21 protein-coding genes are annotated in these 22663 nt (G+C 39.9%); 6 read left to right on the top strand and 15 right to left on the bottom strand.

Going from position 1 to position 22663, the window contains the following annotated elements:
* Positions 1 to 15: 15 nt before the first annotated feature.
* Together E7303_RS07240 and E7303_RS07235 are read left to right on the top strand one after the other, a co-directional pair.
* Complete coding sequence (locus E7303_RS07240; RefSeq protein ID WP_292144530.1) at positions 16 to 1437, top strand: amidophosphoribosyltransferase; 1422 nt, start codon at positions 16 to 18, stop codon at positions 1435 to 1437.
* 16 nt (positions 1438 to 1453) lie between these two features.
* On the top strand, positions 1454 to 2371 hold the full coding sequence (locus E7303_RS07235) for a magnesium transporter CorA family protein (protein WP_292144529.1): 918 nt from the start codon (positions 1454 to 1456) through the stop codon (positions 2369 to 2371).
* A gap of 16 nt (positions 2372 to 2387) precedes the next feature.
* Here the strand turns inward: E7303_RS07235 and E7303_RS07230 are convergent, their stop codons facing one another.
* From E7303_RS07230 to E7303_RS07210, 5 genes are all read right to left on the bottom strand, one after another.
* Positions 2388 to 3197, bottom strand: coding sequence for an MBL fold metallo-hydrolase (locus tag E7303_RS07230; RefSeq protein WP_292144528.1), 810 nt, complete (start codon positions 3195 to 3197; stop codon positions 2388 to 2390).
* A gap of 27 nt (positions 3198 to 3224) precedes the next feature.
* Entirely contained in the window at positions 3225 to 3908 is a 684-nt protein-coding gene (locus tag E7303_RS07225) for a hypothetical protein (protein ID WP_292144527.1), read from the bottom strand.
* Positions 3909 to 3965: 57 nt separating this feature from the next.
* A complete protein-coding gene (locus E7303_RS07220; RefSeq protein WP_292144526.1) occupies positions 3966 to 4910 on the bottom strand; it encodes an ABC transporter permease in 945 nt (314 codons plus the stop codon).
* 6 nt (positions 4911 to 4916) lie between these two features.
* Positions 4917 to 6236: an ATP-binding cassette domain-containing protein gene (locus E7303_RS07215; protein ID WP_292144525.1), complete on the bottom strand. Its 1320-nt coding sequence runs from the start codon at positions 6234 to 6236 to the stop codon at positions 4917 to 4919.
* 158 nt (positions 6237 to 6394) lie between these two features.
* Complete coding sequence (locus E7303_RS07210) at positions 6395 to 6826, bottom strand: hypothetical protein (RefSeq protein WP_292144523.1); 432 nt, start codon at positions 6824 to 6826, stop codon at positions 6395 to 6397.
* A 175-nt stretch (positions 6827 to 7001) separates the two neighbouring features.
* Here E7303_RS07210 and E7303_RS07205 point away from each other — a divergent pair, with 175 nt between their 5' ends.
* Complete coding sequence (locus E7303_RS07205) at positions 7002 to 7163, top strand: hypothetical protein (RefSeq protein WP_292144522.1); 162 nt, start codon at positions 7002 to 7004, stop codon at positions 7161 to 7163.
* 3 nt (positions 7164 to 7166) lie between these two features.
* Here the strand turns inward: E7303_RS07205 and E7303_RS07200 are convergent, their stop codons facing one another.
* Positions 7167 to 9821 carry a hypothetical protein gene (locus tag E7303_RS07200; protein ID WP_292144521.1) on the bottom strand — a complete coding sequence of 885 codons (2655 nt, stop codon included), beginning with the start codon at positions 9819 to 9821 and terminating at the stop codon, positions 7167 to 7169.
* An 85-nt stretch (positions 9822 to 9906) separates the two neighbouring features.
* The gene (locus E7303_RS07195; protein ID WP_292144520.1) at positions 9907 to 10284 is read right to left on the bottom strand and encodes a hypothetical protein; all 378 of its coding nucleotides are present in this window, start codon (positions 10282 to 10284) and stop codon (positions 9907 to 9909) included.
* Between the two features lie 269 nt (positions 10285 to 10553).
* Here E7303_RS07195 and E7303_RS07190 point away from each other — a divergent pair, with 269 nt between their 5' ends.
* From E7303_RS07190 to E7303_RS07180, 3 genes are all read left to right on the top strand, one after another.
* Positions 10554 to 11843, top strand: a complete 1290-nt coding sequence (locus E7303_RS07190) for a Y-family DNA polymerase (RefSeq protein ID WP_292144519.1) — start codon at positions 10554 to 10556, stop codon at positions 11841 to 11843.
* A 16-nt stretch (positions 11844 to 11859) separates the two neighbouring features.
* Positions 11860 to 12315 (top strand): hypothetical protein, encoded by a 456-nt coding sequence (locus E7303_RS07185; RefSeq protein ID WP_242973749.1) that lies wholly within the window; start codon positions 11860 to 11862, stop codon positions 12313 to 12315.
* A 118-nt stretch (positions 12316 to 12433) separates the two neighbouring features.
* A complete protein-coding gene (locus E7303_RS07180) occupies positions 12434 to 13078 on the top strand; it encodes a DUF4867 family protein (RefSeq protein WP_022773420.1) in 645 nt (214 codons plus the stop codon).
* Positions 13079 to 13141: 63 nt separating this feature from the next.
* Here the strand turns inward: E7303_RS07180 and larE are convergent, their stop codons facing one another.
* The 8 genes from larE to E7303_RS07140 form a co-directional block, all read right to left on the bottom strand.
* Positions 13142 to 13984: an ATP-dependent sacrificial sulfur transferase LarE gene (gene larE, locus E7303_RS07175; protein WP_292144518.1), complete on the bottom strand. Its 843-nt coding sequence runs from the start codon at positions 13982 to 13984 to the stop codon at positions 13142 to 13144.
* A 15-nt stretch (positions 13985 to 13999) separates the two neighbouring features.
* Entirely contained in the window at positions 14000 to 14986 is a 987-nt protein-coding gene (locus tag E7303_RS07170; protein WP_292144516.1) for a DUF3048 domain-containing protein, read from the bottom strand.
* 17 nt (positions 14987 to 15003) lie between these two features.
* Positions 15004 to 17055, bottom strand: coding sequence for a HelD family protein (locus E7303_RS07165; protein ID WP_292144515.1), 2052 nt, complete (start codon positions 17053 to 17055; stop codon positions 15004 to 15006).
* A 96-nt stretch (positions 17056 to 17151) separates the two neighbouring features.
* Entirely contained in the window at positions 17152 to 17904 is a 753-nt protein-coding gene (locus tag E7303_RS07160) for an amino acid ABC transporter ATP-binding protein (RefSeq protein WP_292144514.1), read from the bottom strand.
* 19 nt (positions 17905 to 17923) lie between these two features.
* Positions 17924 to 18580 carry an amino acid ABC transporter permease gene (locus E7303_RS07155; RefSeq protein ID WP_292144513.1) on the bottom strand — a complete coding sequence of 219 codons (657 nt, stop codon included), beginning with the start codon at positions 18578 to 18580 and terminating at the stop codon, positions 17924 to 17926.
* 20 nt (positions 18581 to 18600) lie between these two features.
* Entirely contained in the window at positions 18601 to 19425 is an 825-nt protein-coding gene (locus tag E7303_RS07150; RefSeq protein ID WP_292144512.1) for a transporter substrate-binding domain-containing protein, read from the bottom strand.
* A 111-nt stretch (positions 19426 to 19536) separates the two neighbouring features.
* On the bottom strand, positions 19537 to 21858 hold the full coding sequence (locus E7303_RS07145; RefSeq protein WP_292144511.1) for an ABC transporter permease: 2322 nt from the start codon (positions 21856 to 21858) through the stop codon (positions 19537 to 19539).
* A 10-nt stretch (positions 21859 to 21868) separates the two neighbouring features.
* Positions 21869 to 22567 carry an ABC transporter ATP-binding protein gene (locus tag E7303_RS07140; RefSeq protein WP_292144510.1) on the bottom strand — a complete coding sequence of 233 codons (699 nt, stop codon included), beginning with the start codon at positions 22565 to 22567 and terminating at the stop codon, positions 21869 to 21871.
* Between the last annotated feature and the right edge of the window lie 96 nt (positions 22568 to 22663).

Raw genomic sequence — 22663 nt, 5'->3', positions numbered from 1 at the left:
TTCTAGGAGGTTTCCATGGGAGGATTTTTTGGAGTAGCATCTCGTGAGAGCGCAGTTTTTGACTTGTTTTACGGAACTGACTACCACTCACACTTAGGAACCAGACGCGCCGGAATGGCCGTTTATGACAGAAAGAAAGGATTTGACCGCTCTATCCACAATATCGAGAGGTCATATTTCAGACCAAAGTTTGAAGACGATATGCTCAAGATGGAAGGGCATCTTGGTATCGGAAGCATTTCAGATTTTGAACCACAGCCACTTATCGTAAGGTCACATCACGGAACATATGCCATCACTACTGTTGGCAAGATCAACAACATCGAAGAAATAACCAAGAAGCTCTTTACCGACAATCACTCACATTTTCTTGAAATGAGTGGCGGTGATATCAACCCTACAGAGCTTGTTGCTTCTATTATCAATCAGAAATCTACAATCGTAGAAGGTATTCGCTACGCTCAAGCTATAATTAAAGGATCTATGTCTCTTCTTCTGATGACACCGGAAGGCATTTATGCTGCAAGAGACCGCTATGGTAGAACTCCTGTCCAGATTGGTCATAAGGACGAAGGATTCTGCGTCTGCTTTGAAAGCTTTTCTTATTTAAATCTTGGATACACCCATTATAAAGAACTAGAACCTGCTGAAATTGCATTTATCACACCTGAATCTGTTGAAATCGTTGCTCCGGGAATGGGCGACATGAGGATCTGTACCTTCCTTTGGATTTATTATGGATTTCCTGCCTCAACATATGAGGGACTAAATGTAGAAAGAATGCGTTATAATTGTGGTGGTAAGCTTGCTCAGCGTGATATGCAGCGCGGCATCCATCCAGACCTTGTTGCAGGTGTTCCGGATTCGGGTGTGGCCCATGCTATTGGCTATTCCAACACTTCAGGAATCCCATATTCGAGACCTTTTGTAAAATACACAGCTACCTGGCCCAGATCATTTATGCCAACTGTTCAGTCAAGACGTGACCTTATAGCTAAAATGAAACTCCTCCCGGTTAACCAACTCATTAAAAACAAGAGCCTTCTTCTTATTGATGACTCAATCGTAAGAGGAACACAGCTTAGAGAAACCACGGAATTCCTGTATAAGAGCGGCGCAAGCGAAGTTCATATTCGTCCTGCCTGCCCACCTTTGATCTACGGCTGCAAATACCTCAACTTCTCCCGTTCAAATTCAGAGATGGAGCTTATCACAAGACGTGTGATCGAAAAACTTGAAGGTTACCCTTCTCCAAACGAGGAAACTGTTAGAAAATACACCGATCCTGATTCACCTCAGTACGAGGCAATGCTCGAAGAGATCAGAAAAGAACTGAATTTTACTTCACTTCATTACCACAGACTGGATGATATGATCGAGGCTATTCCACTTGAGCCATGCAAGCTTTGCACATACTGCTGGAGCGGAAAAGAATAATTATGTGGAGAGAGAAATGTATTATTTGATAAAGAACACTTTAGAAGAATGTAGCGCAGAACAGTGCCATGACGCAGATTCACCCTATGTTGCGATCCTGACCCCTGAGCAGTGGATGGAACAAAGCGAGAACTTTGACATGGGTATTGATTTTGATATGAACAGCGATGATATTCTTACCACTAAAGCCGATGTCAACTATGATTCTCTTACAGGAACGTTTTGCCTGCCGGTACAATCAACCGGCAGCGAAACGCCGGAAAGCTTCTCTTTTGCTCTTGATGAAACCGGAATAGTATTCATAGACCAGGGAAAAAGCGCTTTGAATCTTGTAAAACGCATTAAGCAGAACAAAAAATGGCGCAAGCCCTCTCTTGAGAGATTTCTCTATGATTTCCTTGAGCAGATCATTCATAACGATCTACAGCTTATGCAGCTTTACGAGCGCGAGCTTAATGATATAGAAAAAGAGATCATGGAAAACGCTGAAGACGCCCATATGCAACGCAACAACGAAATCCGCGGTGACATAAGAGATCTTCGAATCCACTATGAACAGCTACAGGACTTTGGTCAGGAGCTGGAAGAAAACGAAAACGGATTTTTCAGTGAAGAAAACCTGAGATACTTCCACATGTTCTCTAACCGCGTTGACAGACTTTATGATGCTGCAACTCATCTTCGTGACTATACGATCCAGCTCAACGATCTGTATCAGTCACAGCTTGATGTTAAGCAGAACCGCATCATGACAGTGCTCACAGTGGTTACCACTATTTTTATGCCTCTTACACTGATAGCCGGATGGTATGGTATGAATTTTAAATATATGCCGGAGCTTGAATCCCGCTTAGGCTACCCTGTCATCATCGGACTGAGTATCCTTATTGTGGCTGGCAGTCTGACATTCTTTAAAATTAAGAAGATCCTGTAAATAGTTGAAAAAGGGATCACCCTTTAACTACAATATGTTCCATAACCTTGGGGATAAGGCTCTTTAACTTATCCCCATATTTTATTTCAATATAATCACAAAACTCTTTTGGATCAGCACTGTTGTCCGCAAACATATCCCAGTGGCCCGGGATAACAAGTCCTGTTTCACAATCACCTGCAAAGTCTGCGGCCTCCTGATAGGTCATATTACCTATGCAGTTTCTCCTATAACGCACTGAATCACGTCCGTTTATTGGAAGAAGCTGGGCATCTATTTTGCCACAAGCCTTTACTTTTCCAAGCATTCCCTCGTAGCGGACTGTATCACCTGCATGATGGATCCTTACTCCGTTACCCTCAATTATGTACTGAAGATGCGGATAAAGCATAGTCTCAGGATCCCTGTCCAAAAATTCATGAGATGCTGCAACAGCAGTTATTGTCACATCTCCCACTTTTATCTTTTCACCATCATTAAGCCCTAGCGCATTATCAGCACTAATCCCATCCGCAAGAACGCTTTCCATATGCTTTCTGGGAAAAACAAACTTCGCCATTGGGTTGGTTTTAGCCCATATTCTCCAGGCTTCATGATCTATATGGTCAAGATGATCATGAGTCCCCAAAAAAGCTGAAATTCCCTCAAGTTCCCCGGCCGGAACTGGCGGCTCAGTCTGTCTGGAAGGATCCGGCGTTGCATAATAATCTATAGAGAGCACAGTATCTCCCATCTTTACAATAAGCCCCATCTGCCCCAGCCACCACAAGGAAGCTGTTCCTTTTGGTGTATTTGTATCTAAAATTCTTTTTACCAATTCATTCATACCAACGCGCCAATATCTTTTCGAATATTATTGGAGATCATCCACTCTGTCCACTGTGAAAAGACAAGGAATAATAAGGAAATTGCTTCCTCTGCCCTTCTCACGATCAAAATGAGATTCCGGGTCAGCTTTGAGCCAGTCATTTATGACAACAGACTCTTCGTCCACCCCTTTGATATTCACATTATTTCTGGGTTCTTCATAATATGAGAAAAGAAGATTCTCATGAAGTGATATATATGCATACTTATCCCCTTTAAGGAGGCCTTCATTTACTATTGCTGTGTGATGCATTACATATGACGGGAGCTTTTTGGGAAAAACAAAAGCAACTCGCCCTACACGTTCTTTTTTATCCGTAGTGCGCTCAAGCTCCCATTTTTCAAGGTCTTCTTCGGGAATATGGTGATAATAGACATTGATCATAGGCGCAAAATATCTGTCGCCATCCTCCTCCGGCCATGGCTTTAAATATGGCTGAAGATCATACATATACTGATCCACTGAAAGATATGGTTCACTGTAATCATCAACTATCTCTTCCAGATAAAGAAATCCCATGCTGTTATACTTGTAAAAAGAGGCGTTGCAGACTCTCCCCTCTCTTATAAGCTTTTTAAACTGATCCTGACATCTTTCTATAATGTTGTCCGGTAAGATATCTGCTGTAAGCAATTTGAAACTGCATCTGTACTGTGAACGTCTGATCATTTTAATCTCCACCCATTTTATATTGTTTTTGTCCCTTTATTTACTATATCCTTTTTTTCACCTCTTGTCTTTATCAATCGACTCCAAAAGAAGAACTGTAAGGATCACATAGACTACTGTCCACATCAAAAGCCATATCCAGCATCTTAATACGATCGCGGGATCAAAATCATAATCATGATTCTGGTTAAGCTCGCCGGTTTTCATCAAAAGATCATCCCTCATATTGTTGGACTCTATTTCCCTGAAAACGGTCAAAAGAGGCTTTTCTCCTTCAACTTCCACATCCTTCATCTTAAGGGCGCTGTTCCATACACTTACCATTGGAAGTGAATTATACTCACCCTGTGCACAAAGAGCTGTCAGTCCCCATTTGGTAGCTGTAAGATTGGTAAGTGGCATAGCTTCCTGCGGCAGGTTGAAAAATGCTCCTGAGAACAACAGCTGTACGATCAAAAGAAATGGCATTATAGTCATGGCTGTTGTAGTCGTCTTGGCAAAAGCTGAGATCAAAAGCGCCAACATATCTGCGCAATAAGTTATAAGGAAAAGTGTCAGACCAAAATCAACCACTGCCCAAGGGGTTATCAGGCTTTTATGCGGTATCTCCACTCTCATAAGCATACATACTCCAATTGTTATAACAACCTGCAGTATGCACAAAAAGGCCTGATATATCATATGTGCAGCGACGTAGGAACTTATGTGAAGGCCTGATCTGTGTTCTCTTTTTACTATAGCTCTTTCTCTGCAGATAACCTGAATTGAATTAAAGAATCCATTCCAGATGCATATACAGGAAATAGCAAAGGTACCCATAAGAGTACCCTCCATGGTCTTGTAAATATTCTGCCCTACAGAAAATGCGACAAGCCCTGCGATCACTGCCGCCATGGGCAGAACCTTCCAGTCATTTTGGAATAAAAACATTCTGAAGAACTTTCCAAGATAAATAAGTGTCTGGAAAAACCTTCCTCTATGTCTGACTTTGTATTCTTTCATCGAAAGTCACCCCACCTTTTCTTTGATGCGATCAGCATATTTCTCAACAAATTCATCAGCTTTTCCTTCTACGCCTTCATCCTTCTGGTTTATGGAAAGAAGTATCTCCTCCATTGAGTTTTTGCCAAAAAACTCATAGGCTTCTTTTACCGGTCCATACCAGGCAAGGCGCCCTGTTCTCGTGGCATCCTTTGCCAAAACGATCACATCGTCAAAAAGATCTATGACTCTGTCAGGAGTGTGCGTTATAACTAAAACTATTTTTCCCTCATCCGCTATCTCCCTTAGCTTTTCAAAAAGGCTTCTTGCTACAACACCATCAAGACCTGAGTCAGGTTCATCAAGAATAAAAAGAGACGGATTGGAAATAAACTCCATGGCAATGGACAGCCTTTTTCTTTGACCTCCCGAAAGCTTTTCCACTAAGGAATTCCTAACAGCCGTAAGCCCAAACTGGTCCAACATATTTGCGATCCGGTTTTCTCTTTCCATAATAGATGCATCTGCAGATAACCTCATAAGAGCAGCATCTGTGAGGGTCATTTCAACGGTATCATTCCCTCTCATCAGATCCTGTTGAGGAACAAAACCTATATCATATTTCATTTTCTGGTAATCTTTATATACATCATTATCATCCAGCATTACGCTGGCATCGGCTTTTTCATAGCCTGTAACTGCGTTTAACAGAGTTGTTTTTCCTGCTCCTGACCCTCCAAGAAGAAGTACCATATGTCCTCTTGGTATTGCCATATGTATGTCTTTAAGCAGAGTCTTTTTCCTAAAAAAGTCTATGACTGTCCTCTCCGTAATATTGACCGTAAGTCCTTCCGAGGCAGCCACAATGTTCTTTCCAAGCTCTTTTGCACCATTTTTAGCGACCTGGACTACCTTTTTTTCAGGCACATACTTTGGAGCCACTCCCCAAAGTATTAGTACCGGGCCATCGAAAATGATCAGTGGTATTATCCACTTCTTTTTAAGTCCAAACATCTTGATCAGCCCTAAATAGATTCTGATCGTATAAATAACATTTGTTACATATAAGGCTATAAGCGGAATTAAAAGAAGCAGCTCAACTTCTTCCGGCCCATCAAGAACAAGCAGGGTCAGCATGATCAGATAATAAAAAAATGTAGTTACGGCAAAAACCCTTCCCTCTTTCTCTTTGTCGGCACATAGAGCCATGTGATACTCTCTGGCAAAAGGGATCAAAGCCCATATTCTTTTAACACCACATTTCTTAAACAGAAACCAACAGCCAAAAATCATGAGAATATTATTACATGTAGGGAATATATCTTTTAGAATCTGTGGATCAAACATGACGTTCTCCTTTTGAATCTACTATATGACGTTTTGATATTATTATTTTATCATCCACAAAATCAATCGCCAAGCTCGTAAATAGCAATGAAAAGCTGCCATCCCAGATTTACCACCTGAAATGACAGCTTAATAATGAGAGGCCTGTTATTAACTTATTAATCCTGATTCTGTATCTGTGTCACATAATAATTATTCAGATACTCACAAGCATAAATCTTGCCTTCATCTGTCATGAGGCATGGAATATCTCCTGCCATAAAGAAGTTTAATACCAGTGTTCCTTCAAATGCATATCTCTCTACAGCACCAATGCCATTAATTGTCGTATTGGATTGAGTATAATCGGTGTACACATGAGATATTCCGTCGTTGATATAGGCAATGTCTTCACCATTTTTCTCATAAAGGGCTACGACTATCTCGCTATTATCATCAGCCTGACCATGAAGTGCAGTTAAAAATCTCGCGCCACTTATGTAAAGCGCAGCGTCATTTGCCGCCAATACATTCGTAGACATCAGGTTTCCACTCAATGCCATCGATAATGCAAGAACTATACCAGCTAAGATCTTAATAAACTTTCCCATAATACTTTCACCATCCTTATCGTGTATTTTTGATTGCAATAATATATACGAATCGCATTGTGGAAATGGCAATAAAATTTCCTCGGATTCTTTTTTTTATAGTTTTTTTATAATTATTTTCCCTAGATTCGGTTAAAATAGGTCTAAGGATTTTATTGTTTGGGGAGAGTATCTTATGGGGGAAGAGTTAAATTATATTGTTCTTACATGCAACGGTGGTAAAAACGGATACATTGCCGAAGATATAGATACACATATTAAGGTTCATGGGTACGATTACTACAAAACTGTAGAGAAACTCAAAGATCTGGTTAATGAGCTAAAAAAGGGAGCATAACACTTACGTGTTGCTCCCTTTAATTATTACTATTGCAGCTGCCAAAATAAGCATTGCTGCTATTGTTATAGGCACTAGCGGACTCTTTTCTTCTGTGGTATTATCCACATTTTCTTCCGTTTCAGCTTTTATTTCTTCTTCCTTCTCGGGAATGACCTCTTCCGAATCTAATGAGATTTCTTCACTGCTTTCTTCCACAGCTTTGCTTGCATTTTCAAGTTCAGAAGTACCCTTGGCGCTGAGTTTTAGGAAGGAGCCCAGGTCAATACTCCCCTCGCTTGTCCTCATATTCATAGCCACAGCTAAAGGATCATTAACATCTGCTACCGGTGCCTCAAGGGATTCAAACCAGTCATCTTCAATTATTACATCATCAGCATTTCTTGACTGTTCTCTTATCCAGAAGAAATTATTATTTCTATAGATATCCTCGTTATTCTGAGTCCCTCCAGGCGTTATCTTTTCATCAACATCCTTGTTCTCAGTCCTATAGGAAATAAGCCCGTCCACATAATAAGCTGTATCTTGTGTGCTATTCGTGTAAAGAGCCACATTGTTAGCACCATTGTTAAAAGACTTGCAGTCATATATCTGAATATCCGGGCCGGAGTTAGAATCGATTCCCTTTGCTTTGTTTCCCCAGGCAACAGAGTTTATCAGCATATGCTGGCCAGGCATATTGGATCCGCCCATTTTAAATCCATTGCCATTTCCCTGTTCTGAGCCATCAAGTCCATATCCGTTAGAAAAAGCCACACAATTCTGGATTGTGACCTTTCCAATGATTCCGGTTTCAACTTTAGCAAACAGATCCCAGCCGTCATCTGCATTGTTATAAGCTATACACTCATTAAATATATTTCGATCACCAACGGTCAGCTTGGCAGCAAAACCATCAGCATCCTCAAAACCTGAGTCTGCATTACCATATGAAATGCAATTAGTAATAAGATTGTCACAGGGCCAATTTTCATAATTGTCGCTGTTTAAAAATCTACTTAACTGAATGCCGGTATTACCATTTTCATAAGCATACACATCTTCCAAAATATTGCTGTTTCCGGAGACCTGTATTCCCTTTTGCCCATTACCTGAATGAGTACAATCTATTCCTTTAACATGCCAGTAATCACCTGCAAAAACAAAGCCGGCACATGCACTGTTAAAATTAAATATCGCCCTTCCACCTTCAGACATCATATTTATAGGAGCATCTTCAGTTCCATTGATTCCCCTATACACAGTTACTGTCTCATCGAGACTGTATTCTCCTGCTTGCAGAACAATTGTCCGTCCCAGTTTAACATATTTAACAGCAGTATAAATATCTACTTCATTTCCTATGCTTCCATCTCCCTCAGGTGTACCATCCGGTGAGACATATATACTATCATCGTTATTTATAGTTTCATATTTCACTGCATAATTAAATTCTTTCGTCTCATATGACGAAAGACGCTTATATTCATCATTATCAGGTAAATAATCCTCTAAAGGCGTTACAGAAACTTTAAAGGAATTAATACCCTCCTTAAGCATTGTTTCAATGCCTACTGTCTCACCTGCAATTACTTCCTGTTCATCAAGCAGCTTTTCTCCGTATGAGTTTGTAACAGTAAGGTACCCGTCAGCATTGCCTACATACTCTAACAAATATAGATCAGAATTTGCATATGGGGCTGAAACAACTTTGTAATCAGGATTTACATAGGTGATAGGCCTCTCTTCTGCCGGCGCATCATTTTTAGGATCAGTAACGGAAATATCTATATCACTAAAAGTTGCTGTCACAGTGCGGGCAGCAAAAAATCCTACGTAGACATTTTCTTCATCCAGCTGCTCTAGTGCCTCTGGATCATAGAATTTTTGTGTGCAAAAAACATTATCTTTATTATCGAGGTAGCTCAAAAAATAACCTGTGTTATTTTTCTGAATACGTAATCTGACCTCAGATTTTGAATCATCAATAGTGTTTTGAGCGCCAGTTTTCTCATTTTCCCAAAGATTGTATACTCCTGATCCCTTTCTCGCGCAGGAATTCTCAAGAGTGTACATGGTTGATGAAAAGAACTGATTGACCGTAGCTGTATCATTTGATTCAAATAAAGAAAGATTTTCTTTGGTAACACCTTTTTTCTCCTGTGCACCAAGACCGTTCTTCATTGTAATTTTCTCAAAATTTCCATCATTTACAACTTCACCCTTCAAGGGGTCAAAATAATATTCGACCTTAGTCCCCATAACCATATATGAGTTATTCCAGAATGAGCTTTTGTCACCATGTTCCCCAACTCTGTCTGCAGCCATAAGGCCAAAGCCTTCCTGGCCATTAGTAAAGGTCCAGGAATCAACTTTTACTGTTGCTGTAAGAGTAAAATTCTTATTGGCAGGAATTGGAATATAATAAAAAGAAAGACCATCTGTACTAGCCGGAACAATCTTTCCTTTCCCATTAAGACTCCATACAGTGACAGAGCCATCGTCATTTAATTTAAATCCTGAGTTTTCTTCTTTACCCGAAACTCCCTGTCCAAAAGCCGCAAAATTCCATTCAGCCAGGCTTTCTTCTGTCTTTGCATAAGAAACATTACCCGGCTGAACAGAATTACTTACAGTTAGACAAAGTATAAATATTAGTGCAAAAAGTTTTCTTTTCATAGTGTATAGTTTATACGAAGACCCCGGTCCTGTGACCCCTGTTTAGAAAACTATAATAATAATTTAATTCTTTTTAACTAGTAGTTCACTTCTTAAATTCCTCTGAATAATACGGTAAAATAATGCACTCTCCTGCAACAATTGAATCTGCATCTTCAAGATTATTTATTCCGCATACCTCCCTTATATAAGACGTATGGTCTCTGTAATCTTCAGTAATATATTCATCAGCAAGACTCTCCAGGGTGTCTCCCGAATGCACCGTGACAGATGTATAGTATTTATATTTAACAGCTTCGGAACGAGCTTCTGTCACAAGGGTAGATGCGATAAATGCGGCTATCACAGCCAGTATTGCTATAACCGCCCCCAGCATAAAACGCTGCCTTCTTACTATTTTCAGTCTTCTCTTCTTATTCTCTGCTATCCTGATTTCCCTATAAGTCATATACGCCTGATCCATAACAAATCCCTCCTTAAACACACTGATCTCTACCAATTCCAAATAATAAGTTAAAGTTCTTATTTCTGATGGTACTATAATTGCAGATATGTAGAGTCATAAAAAGTACAGTACATTTTATTGGACTTCTACGGCATTTTTCTGATTGTACTGGTTGTAACAAAAATTTTATAATCTGTTCGATTGAAACATTTGTTCGATAGGGGTATTATAAAAATACCCAACATATGTTCGGAACATATATTCGATTTCAAAGTAAGGATATGCCTATGGACAATAATTTCAAGATCATAGAACCGGATGATCGCTGTTATCTCATCATAGATCTCAAGAGCTTTTTTGCCAGTGTAGAATGCGTAGACAGAGGCTTGGACCCCATGACCACGCTCCTTGCCGTCGCTGACAAGGACAGGAGCAAGAGCACTATATGCCTTGCCATCACCCCGGCAATGAAAGCCCTTGGAATAAAAAACCGCTGCAGGATCCATGAGATTCCCAAGCACCTTGACTATATAATCGCAACTCCCAGAATGAAGAGATATATCGATATTTCTGCCGACATCTACGAGATATATCTCAGCTATGTTTCAAAAGAGGACATACATGTATATTCCATCGATGAATCTTTTCTTGACGTGACGCACTACCTCGGGCTCTATGGGTTATCCGCTCATGATCTGGCCCTTAAGATAATGAACGACATAAAAGAAAAGCTGGGACTTAGGGCTACCTGCGGTATCGGTACTAATCTGTACCTCGCCAAGGTAGCCCTTGATATCCTTGCTAAACATTCACCGGACTTTATTGCCGAATTAAACGAAGACACTTTTAAACAGCGTCTATGGACCCATCGCCCGCTTACAGACTTTTGGAGAATTGGCCCCGGAACGCAGCGCCACCTCAATTCTCTTGGTATGTACACCCAAAAAGACATAGCTCACTTTCCGGAAAGCATTCTGTACAAGCAATTCGGCGTTAATGCAGAATACATCATTGATCATGCCTGGGGACGGGAATCCTGCACAATGAAGGATATAAAAAACTACCAGTCCCGGTCCAAATCTTTATCCTGTGGACAGGTGCTCATGCGGGATTATAACTTCGATGAAGCGCTGATCATAGTAAAGGAAATGGCTGATGAGCTCTCCCTTGATATGACAGCAGCCCATGTGGTAAGCAACAATATCTCACTTTTCATTGGATACAGTGCTGAAACCTTTCCTCCCACCGGAGTAAGTGCCACTTTGCAGGTAACAACCAACTCTTACAGAATACTTATGGATGCATTTGTGCAGCTTTATACCAGGTCGGCCATGCGAGATGTGCCCATAAGGCGGATAAATGTCAGTGCCAATGCTGTCCTGGACGAATGTTTTGAGCAATACAGCTTTTTTGTTGACCCGTCTGTAATGGAAAAAGATAGAAAGGTCCTCCAGTCTGTAAATGAGATCAAGGACCGCTACGGTAAAAATTCTGTGATCAAGGGCATGGATCTGTATGAAGCAGGCACTTCCATACAAAGAAATGTACAGATTGGAGGCCACAAGGCCGGATTTTAGCTAAAAGGAGGTCGCCATGCCAAGAGCAGACAGAGCAAGCCAGTTCCTACCCTTTGCCGCCCTGAAAGGCTTTGAGGAAGCACTGAGAGAACGCGAGAAAAAAGAGATAAAGAAAATTGCACTTACGAATGAAACTTTAGACGATCAGGAACATGAGAAGCATGAGGAGCATGAGATTTTTATTATGAGTAAGATTATAAATGAAGTAGATGTGATCTGCGAACACAAGTCAGATGGTAGCATAATCCCGCTTAAGTTCCGATTTATGAATGAGGACGGAGAATATGACACCTTCACTGTTAAGGGATATCGTGAGTCCAAAAGGAAAAGCACCTATACAACAGCAGATGGGATCTATGCCACTGATTCCACCACCATATTTGAATGTATGATCACTGTCTTGGGAATGAAACGAGTTGTAAAACTCTACTACGACCCCAGAACTAATACAACGTGGCGACTTGCAATCTGAAGTCCATTAAATATAGCATTTTTTGAATTGTTTTAGATGCATATTGATAAGCAAATTTTGCCCGATAGATGTATATTATTATTTGAGAATGTATTTTTGGCTTTTTAAGGAGGGCGAAATGAAAATAATTAGTGTTACAGATCCAGAGTTTACTAACTATGGACGAATCATTGAGGGGTACGAAGAAGAAAAGAAACAGATCATGGAAGCTTTAGGTGCCAACACACCAATCCCTGAAGGAACTGAATATGTTGCTGAGGAAAAGGTTCTTCAGGAACTTGAAGCTTCAGCTAAGATGACAAACACACTCTTTGGTGGATCACCAATGCAGTACGGATGGTGCAACGGTCACAACACAAAGCTCAATTGCCTTGAGTATCATCGTTCAAGCGAGATCAATCTCGGCGCAACAGATTTTATTCTCCTTTTAGCAAAAAGAGAAGAGATTTCCGATTATAAGCTGGATTCAAGCAAAGTTAAGGCTTTCCTCGTTCCAAAGGGAGTAATGGTAGAGGTATATGCAACAGCTCTCCACTACGCTCCATGTCAGGCTCATAAGGACTCTGGATTCCAGGTTCTTGTTGGCCTTCCACAGGGCACAAATGTTGGTAAGCCTGAGTACACAGCTGTAAACCAGGAAGATAAGCTTCTTAGAGCTACCAATAAATGGCTTCTTGCTCATGCTGATTCAAAAGAAGCAAAGGACGGAGCATGGATCGGCATAACCGGTGAGAACATCGATATTGCCGGAGATATCCAGTAAACTCCCTGCATATTCATTAGCAAAATAAAAACTGAGCAGCCACAACAGACTGCTCAGTTTTTTTTATTTTGCTAAAGTTTCATTCATACTTCCCGTTCTATAGCCTTTCAGATCCAGAGATACATAGTTAAAGCCATACTCTTTAAATGCACTGTATACAGCATTTCTAAAACCTGATTCCATAAAACGGTCAAAATCTTCAGGAAGGACCTCGATCCTAGCAACATCTGTGCCATGGATTCTGACTCTGAACTGATTAAATCCTGCATCTAAAAGATACTGTTCAGCCTTATCTACCATACTGAGCTTTTTCTCTGAAATAAGCTCTCCATATGGAAATCGACTTGCAAGGCAGGCAAAAGAAGCCTTTTCTGCGGTAGGAATCCCTAAATATGCGGACATTACCCTTATCTCCTGCTTAGTAAAACCTATTTTTCTAAGGGGACTTAGTATCCCAAGTTCAGCAATCGCTCTGTGTCCCGGCCTGTAATCTCCCATATCATCCAGGTTTGATCCCTCGACCACACTTGTTATTCCATGCTTTTTAGCCTCTTCCTGAAATCGCTCAAACAGCCTTCTCTTACAGTGATAGCACCTGTCAGGCGGATTATCCGAAAAGCCCTCAATTGAAAAAACATCAGCTTCAACGACGAAGTGTTCTATCCCAAGTTCTTTACAATAATCTGTGGCTTCATGAAGCTCTCTTTTTGGAAAAAGACAGGATGAAGCAGTAAGTGCAATAACATTTTCTCCAAGCGCAGCGCTGGCCGCATACAAAAGGAAAGTGGAATCAACACCACTAGAATATGCTACTGCAACAGTCCCCAGACTTTTTAAATAATCCTTAAGCTGGCTGTACTTGCCCAAAAGTTCCTCGCTTGGAGCGTCAAAATGTGCCTGTGTCATAAAATCCTCTTATTTTTACTGTAATACAAGCTTATCCCATGAGTCTGAAGGAATAAGTCCAATATAGGTCTTTCCCTTATTTATTGAGAGTTCTTGTCCATCAGAGCTATAGTAATGCGTCATGCCTGTTTCGCTGGCCTTTGACCACATTATAGGTATAACCTTGCCATTAGTTATATAGTAACCTTTATCTGAACCAATAACGTTATAAGTAAGATATCCGTTCTTATCAAGCTGCTTGAAAGATACGTTCTGTAAAATAACGTTCTTGAATGTCATAGCCTGTCCATCTTCTGCATCCTGATGCAAAGCGCCATACTCATAGTAGTCATAGGTTCTGGTCTCAGGATTAAATACAAGCTGGCTCTTATTGTGAGCAAAAGCCCCTGACATATCAACAGTTCCTGCAACTACATCACTTGGAAGTTCTGTATCTGCTTCATTGAACAAAAAGTGTGTGCCTCTCTCCATCTGCATATTGTAAGTTGTAGAAAGCCCACTTTTTGCAAATCTGTCCACAAGTTCTGAGCCGAAAACATACTCAGTGTACTCTGTAGGCTTTCCATTCTTGATCCTGCTAAATCCGCCGCTAATGTGCTCAGCATAAGGCTGTGCAAGATAGGACTTAATGTAAAATGGGCCCCCATCGTGGATCAGAACAGCATTGTATTCATCAGCGATCATGATATTAGTTGTTCTGGTGCTTCTAATACTTCCGGTCTGCTGAAGATTAGCCCAGTCCTTGTAAAGACACATAAGTCTTGTAATGCGACCATTGGCTGTACTGTTCATCATCTCATAAACCACATCAGCCTCTGCAGTTCCATAATGAGAAAGAGCCTTCTTTTCATTATCTACCATGATCGCTACAGGTCTCTGACCAGCAATAGCATCATCCACCTCAAGTCCTGTAAGCTCTGATGTGCCCGCATAAACAGTGGTTGACAGAGTCAGCGCCCCAATAATACCAGCAAAAACAGCTACAACATTTTTTAATTTCATAACATTCCCCTCTTAAATTAAAATTTTTTTAAAGTATCAGATAACTTACCACAGGACAATACAACAAGTCTTTGTGTAGCACGGGACATAGCCGTATACAGGCAATGTCTTCCCAGTTCTTTGTCCGGATAAGATTCCTGGTCCACATCAGCGAGAATAACATTGTCAAATTCAAGCCCCTTTGCCAATGATAACTCCATTAAAACAGCTCCGCTTGATGGAAGAGCATCCTGCTCAGATATGATCTTTATATCTAAACCTTTCAATGACGCACTGATTTTTTCAAGAGAATAGGCATTTCTACAGATAACAGCTGTTATGCCATCTTTTTTGCCAAACTCATTTATGTGAGCCTTTAATTCCGAATAATATTCAGCTTCTGAACTACATTCTTTTACAATTGTCTTTTCACCGGGCCTCTTAACAGAAGAAACCGACATTTTTTTCTCTGCAGGCAACAAAGACGAGAACATCTCTGTGATCTCCGGCGAACTTCTATAGCTTGTCATAAGCGGTAGTTCCACAAATTCTTTGCCGTCTTTTTCTGCCATTTCTTTTATTTCGGCAAAAGAGATCGTGCCTTCGCGAATTGACTGGTATTCATCTCCAAGCAACATAAAACGTGCATTTGGGAAAAATTTTCTAAATACCATCATTTGCGCCATGGTATAATCCTGCACTTCATCGATCATCACATAACGCATATTTCTGTCACATTCACCTGTGAGCTCCATCTTGGTATACAACCATTCAGCCGCTGTAATATGCGATGTTCCAAGAATACGCTGGGCTATATGCATAACATTGATAAAACTGCATTTTTTGATGGTTCGAATAGCTCCGCCAAAGTCATTTTCCAGACGATTATTATCTGCATTTTCTGACTTTGCAACACTGTCGGACTCATTATCAACGTAATTATCAGAGTTTTTCAGTATATTTTTAGCTCTTTCCAAAAGCTCATCAGATGCAATCTGGAAAAGTCGAACGCCCATAGGAAACTGGCTAAATCTGTTAATAACAGAAAGAACATCTTTTTTTGGTATCACCATGGTTTCTTTTTGAGTTATATCAAAAAAGTCGTCCACTTCCGGTATAAGTGTTGGCAATGTATCATGGATCTTTTTGAGGTTATCTGCCTCTGTGTAGTCGTAGTCGTTATCAATAAACGGAACGCCCACCATATCAAGGAACTCATCCCATGTTATGGTAAGTGGATTGGACTCACCCAGATCCGGAAGGACATTGTCAATATAGTCGCGGAACACCGGATTTAAGGTCATAAGGCATACCTGATCAGGGCGAAGTGTCTTTCTCTTTTGGTAAAAGAGATATGCTATTCTCTGAAGCAAAACAGAAGTTTTTCCACTTCCCGCAATTCCATTTACTAAAAGAACAGGAACATCCGGATATCTGATGACGGTATTCTGCTCTTTCTGAATAGTTGAAGTAATTGCCTGCATTTTATCTGATCGTATCTGTGATAAGGACTGCAGGAGCATAGGATCTTCAATAGCGATCTGAGTGTCAAAATAAGAAAGAAGCTTATCTTTCTTTAGGTCAAACTGCCTTCGAAGCTTTAAGTCTACAGGAATCTGCCTGTCCTCAACAGTATAGTGAGTGTTGCCCATTTCCTGATTATAGTAAACTTCAGCAATAGGAGATCTCCAGTCAACTACCATCTGATCATAACCATTCTCAGAAATGGCTGCTCTTCCAATGTAGTAGCTTTCAGGCTCCTCCGATGTGTCAAACTGAAGCTCTATCTTGGCAAAATAAGGGGATTCAAGCAGTTTGTTCACTGTATCCAAACGCTTTCCCAACGAGGAACTCTCTACGTTATAGGTATCGATATAGCGATTCCATACCTCGATCTCCGCAAGAGTTTCCATTGTTGTCTCTATATCTGCATAATCAAAACGGATATTATCGCGTATATCATTCTTATCATCCACTGCCTTTTCATCAAGCGCAGCTATCTGATCTTCAAGTTTTTTCTTCATTTCCAAGAGCTTATCATAAACTAATGTCAGATGCTCCTGTTCTTTAATAAGTATTTCTTTTTCCATAAATATCACCTTAAAATTACAAAATAGTCGCTGGTATCTTTTAAGTATACCATAGAAAAAATAAGACCGGAAACTAACGATTCCGGTCTAAATAAATCACATATGATAATTAAGTAAAAACTGCTTTGTTCGCTCATTCTGAGGATTATCAATTATCTGGGATGGACTGCCCTTTTCAGCAATAACGCCTTCATCCATGAAAATAATCTCATCTGAAACATCTTTTGCAAATTCTATCTCATGGGTAACGATTATCATCGTTGTTTCCTGCTGTGCAAGCTCTTTTATAACCTTAAGAACTTCTCCTGTCAGTTCCGGATCGAGTGCTGACGTAGGTTCATCAAAGCATAGAATATCCGGTTTAAGAGCAAGAGCCCTTGCAATAGCCACTCTCTGTTGTTGTCCACCTGATAGCTGATGGGGATAATTGTCCATTCTGTCCAGCAATCCCATCTTACTTAGAATTGCTTTTCCTTCCACTAGCAGCTCTGTCTTGTCTTTTTCAGGCTTAAGTATCCCCGGAGCAAGGATAACATTCTCAAGAGCTGTGTATTGAGGAAAAAGGTTGAACTGCTGAAAAACCATGCCGAAGTGAAGCCTTTTCTCTCTAAGCTCTTTTTCGCCTAAAACAGGATTATTACCATCAAATAAAAGCTCTCCATTTACACTGATAGTGCCGCCGTCCGGTGTTTCAAGGAAATTGAGGCACCTTAAAAGAGTAGTTTTTCCGCTTCCTGACCTTCCAAGGATCGAAAGCGTCTTTCCTTTTTCAAGATCAAAGCTTATATCCTTCAGAATTTCTGTATTATCAAAACTTTTTGTTATATTTTTTACTTCGAGTATTGCCATAAAACGCACCGCCTAACGATCACTTAAAATAATCCAGTTTCTTTTCAATATATCCGAAAAGAAGTGTCAAAAGTCCGCTGAATATCAGATAGAATACACCTGTATAAAACAGAGGCCAGATTATTCCACTACTTTTGATAAAGCGCTCTCCCTCCCAAATTATCTCGTAGAACGCAATAACCCTGGCTAAAGAAGTATCTTTCACCAAGGTAATAACTTCGTTGGATATAGGTGGCACAATTCTCTTTACTACCTGTAAGAGTATTATTTTGAAAAAGGTCTGTGTTTTTGTAAGACCAAGAACAGCTGCAGCCTCATGCTGCCCCTTAGGAATAGACTGAATTCCGCCCCTGAATATTTCACTAAAATAACATGCGTAATTAAATACAAAGGCTACCAAAGCGGCTGTGAACCTTCCTGTTGATCCGGAGCCCCATAGGTTATTTCCAAAGAAAATGCCAGGGCCATAAAAGATAACAAGAAGCTGTAGCATGAGAGGCGTGCCTCTGACTACCCAAATAATGAACCTAATGGGTAGTCTTATAATCGCGCGTTTACTCATTGAGCCAAGACTTATCAAAAGCCCCAGCGGCAATGAAAAAACAAGCGTAAGAATGAAGAGTTTTAATGTACCTAAAAAACCCCCAAGAAGTGATAAAGTAACTGCTGAAAACATATATTGATATTCCTTTGATATTACTGCTCTACAAGTGCGTCCTGAACACCATATTTTGTGGCTATTTCTTTCATTGTGCCATTAGCATAAAGACTCTTCATCTCATCGTTTATAAATGCTGCAAGATCTGAGTCTTTTCTGCATCCAATTCCATATTCTTCTGTTGTAAGCTCAACAGTGTGTATAAGATCAGCATATCCTGTTCCTTCACCAACCATTGCTCCTGCCATCAAAAGATCGATAATGCATGCATCTGATGTCCCTGCTGCAACTTCCATAACAGCGTCAGCCTGTGACTTAAGCGCTGTTGTGTTAAAATTGTTTTCTATAGCTGCAGCCTCTCCTGCAGAACCTGACTCAACAGCAAAAGTAAGGTCAGCCAAAGATTCAAGTGTGCTGTATTTATCAGCATCTTCCGCTTTAACAATCACAACCTGTGCATTATTGCAATATGCATTAGTACAAGTCATTGAGTTTGTCACTTCTGGTGTAAGTGTCATACCATTCCATACAACATCAATTGACTTGTTATTGAGCTCAAGTACCTTGTTGTCCCAGTCAATCTCTACAAACTCTGCTTCTACACCAAGAGCTTTTGCTATCTCTTTTGCCATATCGGCGTCAAATCCGATCCACTCTCCGTTGTCGTCTTTATAGTCCATAGGCGCAAAGTCTGTGATGCCTACAATGAGGTTTCCTTTTCCTTTGATGTACTCAAGATCGCTCTCTGCAGATACGCTCTCTGTAGCACTTTCAGCATTTTCTGTAGTAGCTGACTGTCCGCAAGCAGTAAACATCATAGCTGTAGTTAAAGCCATAAGTACAGATACAAATTTCTTTTTCATAAAGTCTCCTTTTTTGGAATTCCATATTTACTCTGCTTTTACTTTACCACATTATCATACTAAATTGTCCGTGTAAAGAAGACTTTTTATAAAAAAGAAAAATCTTTTTGGTTATTCTACGTTTTTTAGCGCCTCACTCATCGGGATATTTCCTATCTTACGGTACTCTATAAGGGCTGTTATTGCATAAGTAGCTACTCCCATAAGGAACATTTTTATATAAACCGAAGGATCCAGCCATATTATCATCCAGCCACTCATCATCTGCTTTAGCATCATTCTGAATATTCCAACCATCACATACGAAAGGATTGGATACGATACCAAAAGCGAAAACACCACCACGAGTGCTGTGGGCAAGATATATAAAAGAGCTATCTCTTTTCTTGAATAGCCAAGGATCTTTACCATAGAGATTGACTGTACGTTGCGCTCAATAATCAGTTTTGACAAAAGATATATGAGGACAATAAACAGGATGATTGAAAATCCATCAACCATATACATAAGATTACCCATGGATATCATAAGCTGCCTTGATACTCTTGTAAGGGATTCCTCATCAACTGTTGTTCCAATATACTTACTATCAATGTCTGTTATCTCACTGTCCGAGAAATATCCGGAGAAATAGTCTTCTCCAAGGCCCATAGTTTCATTTAGGTGTTTCTTGCTCATAAATACCGCAATTCCACCGTCATAATCGTAGGTACCGGTAATCTTAAACCCATAGTATTTGTCTTCGTAAGGTTCTTTAAGTGTTATGACATCCCCTGCTTTTAGCCCATATTTATCCTCATATGCCGATGATATAAGTACAGTCTTATCATCGAAATCAGCATCTATGTACCTGCTGTCATCAGAGACACCATACAAAGTCACATCTTCAACTCTCGCGCCCTTTTCACCTATTGTTTTCAGACTATAAGCAGAAAACTTCTCGGCATCCGGATTGTTTGTCGATATCTTGTTTTCATAGAAAATATATGAAAATGCAGCTGATAATTGATCATCAGTATCTATCGCCCCCGCAGGAACCTGGAAAATATAGATGTGCTTTGCAAGCATACTCTGCGTAACTATTCCCTGAAAATGCACGAGCAAAGGTGGAAGCATCATTCCAAAGAACAGTAGAAGATTGGCAAAAAGAAGACCTATGAAAAGAGTTATGTAGCTGCTTTTATTCTGAATTAGTATTCTTATCCTGAATCTGTCAAAAAACCTTATGGATTTATTAAGCTTTATTGAATTGAGCCTTCTTTTACCTGAAATATCCCTTCTTATAAGCTTAAGCGGACTAAGAGAAAGCTTCTTTTTCAGTATCACATAAGTAATGACAAGCATTATTGCCAGCGGTATCAGGGTTGTCTTAAAAAAGGCCTCTGCGCTCCAAATTGTCACATATGTAGGAAGTGAATAGCTTCCGTAGTACATGCTAACACAAACATTCTTAAATATTGTGTAGCCAAGGATATTGCCAATTACTGCAGAAAAACAGGTCACAATAACAGGCATTTTCATGTAGTGCCCTATAAGCTCATTTATCGTGTAGCCTGATGCCCGAAGAGTGCCAATAACACAGGCCTCTTTATGTATAGTGTTATTTATGGTGATTCCAAAAACAAAGGCTGTAATGATTATAATGATATAGAGAAGAACTTCCATCATAGCCTTATCACCAACAATATCTTCACCTGTAAAAGTGATTGCCTGGTTTAAATACCTTGGAATAAAGCTTTCCAATGATACCTTCTTGGCTATTGCTTCCATAAGGTCGTCTGATACTTCTTTTTCCTCGGCTTGTGTCTCTGGTTCATTATTATAGATCCATGAGTAGTTGTATCTAATGCCCTCATCCAGGTAATCCTTGAACTGCGTTTTGTCTACCACTGCAACTCCAAAGGCAGAGGCATCAAACATCATGTCATTGTTGCTGTAAAAAAGTGCGCTGTAGTCAGGAAGCGCAATATAGCCCACTATTTTGTAGGGGACATCTTCTGAAATAAGTTCATCTCCTACCAAAAGTCCATTGTTCTCTGCATACATCCTGTCTATAGCTATCTCATTTTTGCCCTCAGGAAGTCTTCCTTCCATCACGCAGATTTTATCGATTTCTTCTCTGTTTGAATATATCCTTATGGTTGTATCATTGCTGAATTCTTTTTCTATATAGAAGTTCTCGTATAATGAGACTCCTCTATCCTCAATCCACTCTTTTTGAGCATCTGTAAGCTCTTCTTCAGTCCTAAAATTGCCGTTTTCTATAGTATATTTTTCAAAACTGTCATTGTAAGCCTTGATCATGCTCTCTCCTGCCACAAGAAACCCTGATACAAATCCTATTGACAGAACCAGCAGCACAAAGATTACAAAATATTTGCCTATATCACTTTTAAGCTCTCTAAAGAGCCTTTTATTTAATGGATTCTTCATTAAACGCCTCTTACCAGTCAAGTTCTTCTGCTTTCTGTTTTACTTCATTTCTATAGCTTTTTCTTATTACGCCGTCTCTTAGCTTAACCACAAAATCAGCCATATTCTTGATGGCATCATTGTGAGTTACCATGATCACAGTATTCCCATATTTCTGATTTACTTCTTCTATAAGTGCCAGAATTTCTTTTGACGTCTTATAATCAAGAGCTCCTGTGGGCTCATCGCAAAGAAGTATGTCCGGATTTTTTACTATAGCTCTTCCTATAGCGCATCTTTGCTGCTGGCCACCAGAGAGCTGGCTTGGAAGCTTATTCTGATGATTAGTCAGTCCCAAAACATCAAGCAGCTCATCAATATCAAGGGGATTCTTTGACAGGTATGCCCCTACTTCGATGTTCTCTCTTACATTTAAATTTGGTATCAGATTATACATCTGAAAAATATATCCCAAATGCTCCCTCCTATAGTTTGTGAGAGCCTTCTCGTCCATATCAGACATACTCTTTTCGCGGATTATTATCTTTCCTGAATCCGCATTATCTATTCCTCCAATTATATTAAGTAAAGTAGACTTGCCTGACCCGGATGGCCCAAGGAGTACAACAAATTCGCCCCTTTCAACGCTTAGACTTATGTCCTTTAGAACTTCTATCCTGCTTTCATTTTCTCCATAGGATTTTTTGATGTTTTGTAATTCCAGTTGCATATATCATTTCCTTCTTTTTGATTACTATTAGATATAAAGCCATTACTTTTTTGTTAGCTTTAGCTAACCTCAATACATAGAATATTCCTAATAAAA

This window comes from Butyrivibrio sp., assembly GCF_015056685.1.
Classification (GTDB): Bacteria; Bacillota; Clostridia; order Lachnospirales; family Lachnospiraceae; genus Butyrivibrio.
The sequence above is the reverse complement of the archived record's forward strand: the minus strand, read 5'-3'. Positions and strand labels throughout refer to the sequence as shown.

Coding starts and splice junctions, on each gene's coding strand:
- E7303_RS07240 (WP_292144530.1), top strand. CDS start 16: ATGGGAGGATTTTTTGGAGTAGCATCTCGTGAGAGCGCAGTTTTTGAC.
- E7303_RS07235 (WP_292144529.1), top strand. CDS start 1,454: ATGTATTATTTGATAAAGAACACTTTAGAAGAATGTAGCGCAGAACAG.
- E7303_RS07230 (WP_292144528.1), bottom strand. CDS start 3,197: ATGAATGAATTGGTAAAAAGAATTTTAGATACAAATACACCAAAAGGA.
- E7303_RS07225 (WP_292144527.1), bottom strand. CDS start 3,908: ATGATCAGACGTTCACAGTACAGATGCAGTTTCAAATTGCTTACAGCA.
- E7303_RS07220 (WP_292144526.1), bottom strand. CDS start 4,910: ATGAAAGAATACAAAGTCAGACATAGAGGAAGGTTTTTCCAGACACTT.
- E7303_RS07215 (WP_292144525.1), bottom strand. CDS start 6,236: ATGTTTGATCCACAGATTCTAAAAGATATATTCCCTACATGTAATAAT.
- E7303_RS07210 (WP_292144523.1), bottom strand. CDS start 6,826: ATGGGAAAGTTTATTAAGATCTTAGCTGGTATAGTTCTTGCATTATCG.
- E7303_RS07205 (WP_292144522.1), top strand. CDS start 7,002: ATGGGGGAAGAGTTAAATTATATTGTTCTTACATGCAACGGTGGTAAA.
- E7303_RS07200 (WP_292144521.1), bottom strand. CDS start 9,821: ATGAAAAGAAAACTTTTTGCACTAATATTTATACTTTGTCTAACTGTA.
- E7303_RS07195 (WP_292144520.1), bottom strand. CDS start 10,284: ATGGATCAGGCGTATATGACTTATAGGGAAATCAGGATAGCAGAGAAT.
- E7303_RS07190 (WP_292144519.1), top strand. CDS start 10,554: ATGGACAATAATTTCAAGATCATAGAACCGGATGATCGCTGTTATCTC.
- E7303_RS07185 (WP_242973749.1), top strand. CDS start 11,860: ATGCCAAGAGCAGACAGAGCAAGCCAGTTCCTACCCTTTGCCGCCCTG.
- E7303_RS07180 (WP_022773420.1), top strand. CDS start 12,434: ATGAAAATAATTAGTGTTACAGATCCAGAGTTTACTAACTATGGACGA.
- larE (WP_292144518.1), bottom strand. CDS start 13,984: ATGACACAGGCACATTTTGACGCTCCAAGCGAGGAACTTTTGGGCAAG.
- E7303_RS07170 (WP_292144516.1), bottom strand. CDS start 14,986: ATGAAATTAAAAAATGTTGTAGCTGTTTTTGCTGGTATTATTGGGGCG.
- E7303_RS07165 (WP_292144515.1), bottom strand. CDS start 17,055: ATGGAAAAAGAAATACTTATTAAAGAACAGGAGCATCTGACATTAGTT.
- E7303_RS07160 (WP_292144514.1), bottom strand. CDS start 17,904: ATGGCAATACTCGAAGTAAAAAATATAACAAAAAGTTTTGATAATACA.
- E7303_RS07155 (WP_292144513.1), bottom strand. CDS start 18,580: ATGTTTTCAGCAGTTACTTTATCACTTCTTGGGGGTTTTTTAGGTACA.
- E7303_RS07150 (WP_292144512.1), bottom strand. CDS start 19,425: ATGAAAAAGAAATTTGTATCTGTACTTATGGCTTTAACTACAGCTATG.
- E7303_RS07145 (WP_292144511.1), bottom strand. CDS start 21,858: ATGAAGAATCCATTAAATAAAAGGCTCTTTAGAGAGCTTAAAAGTGAT.
- E7303_RS07140 (WP_292144510.1), bottom strand. CDS start 22,567: ATGCAACTGGAATTACAAAACATCAAAAAATCCTATGGAGAAAATGAA.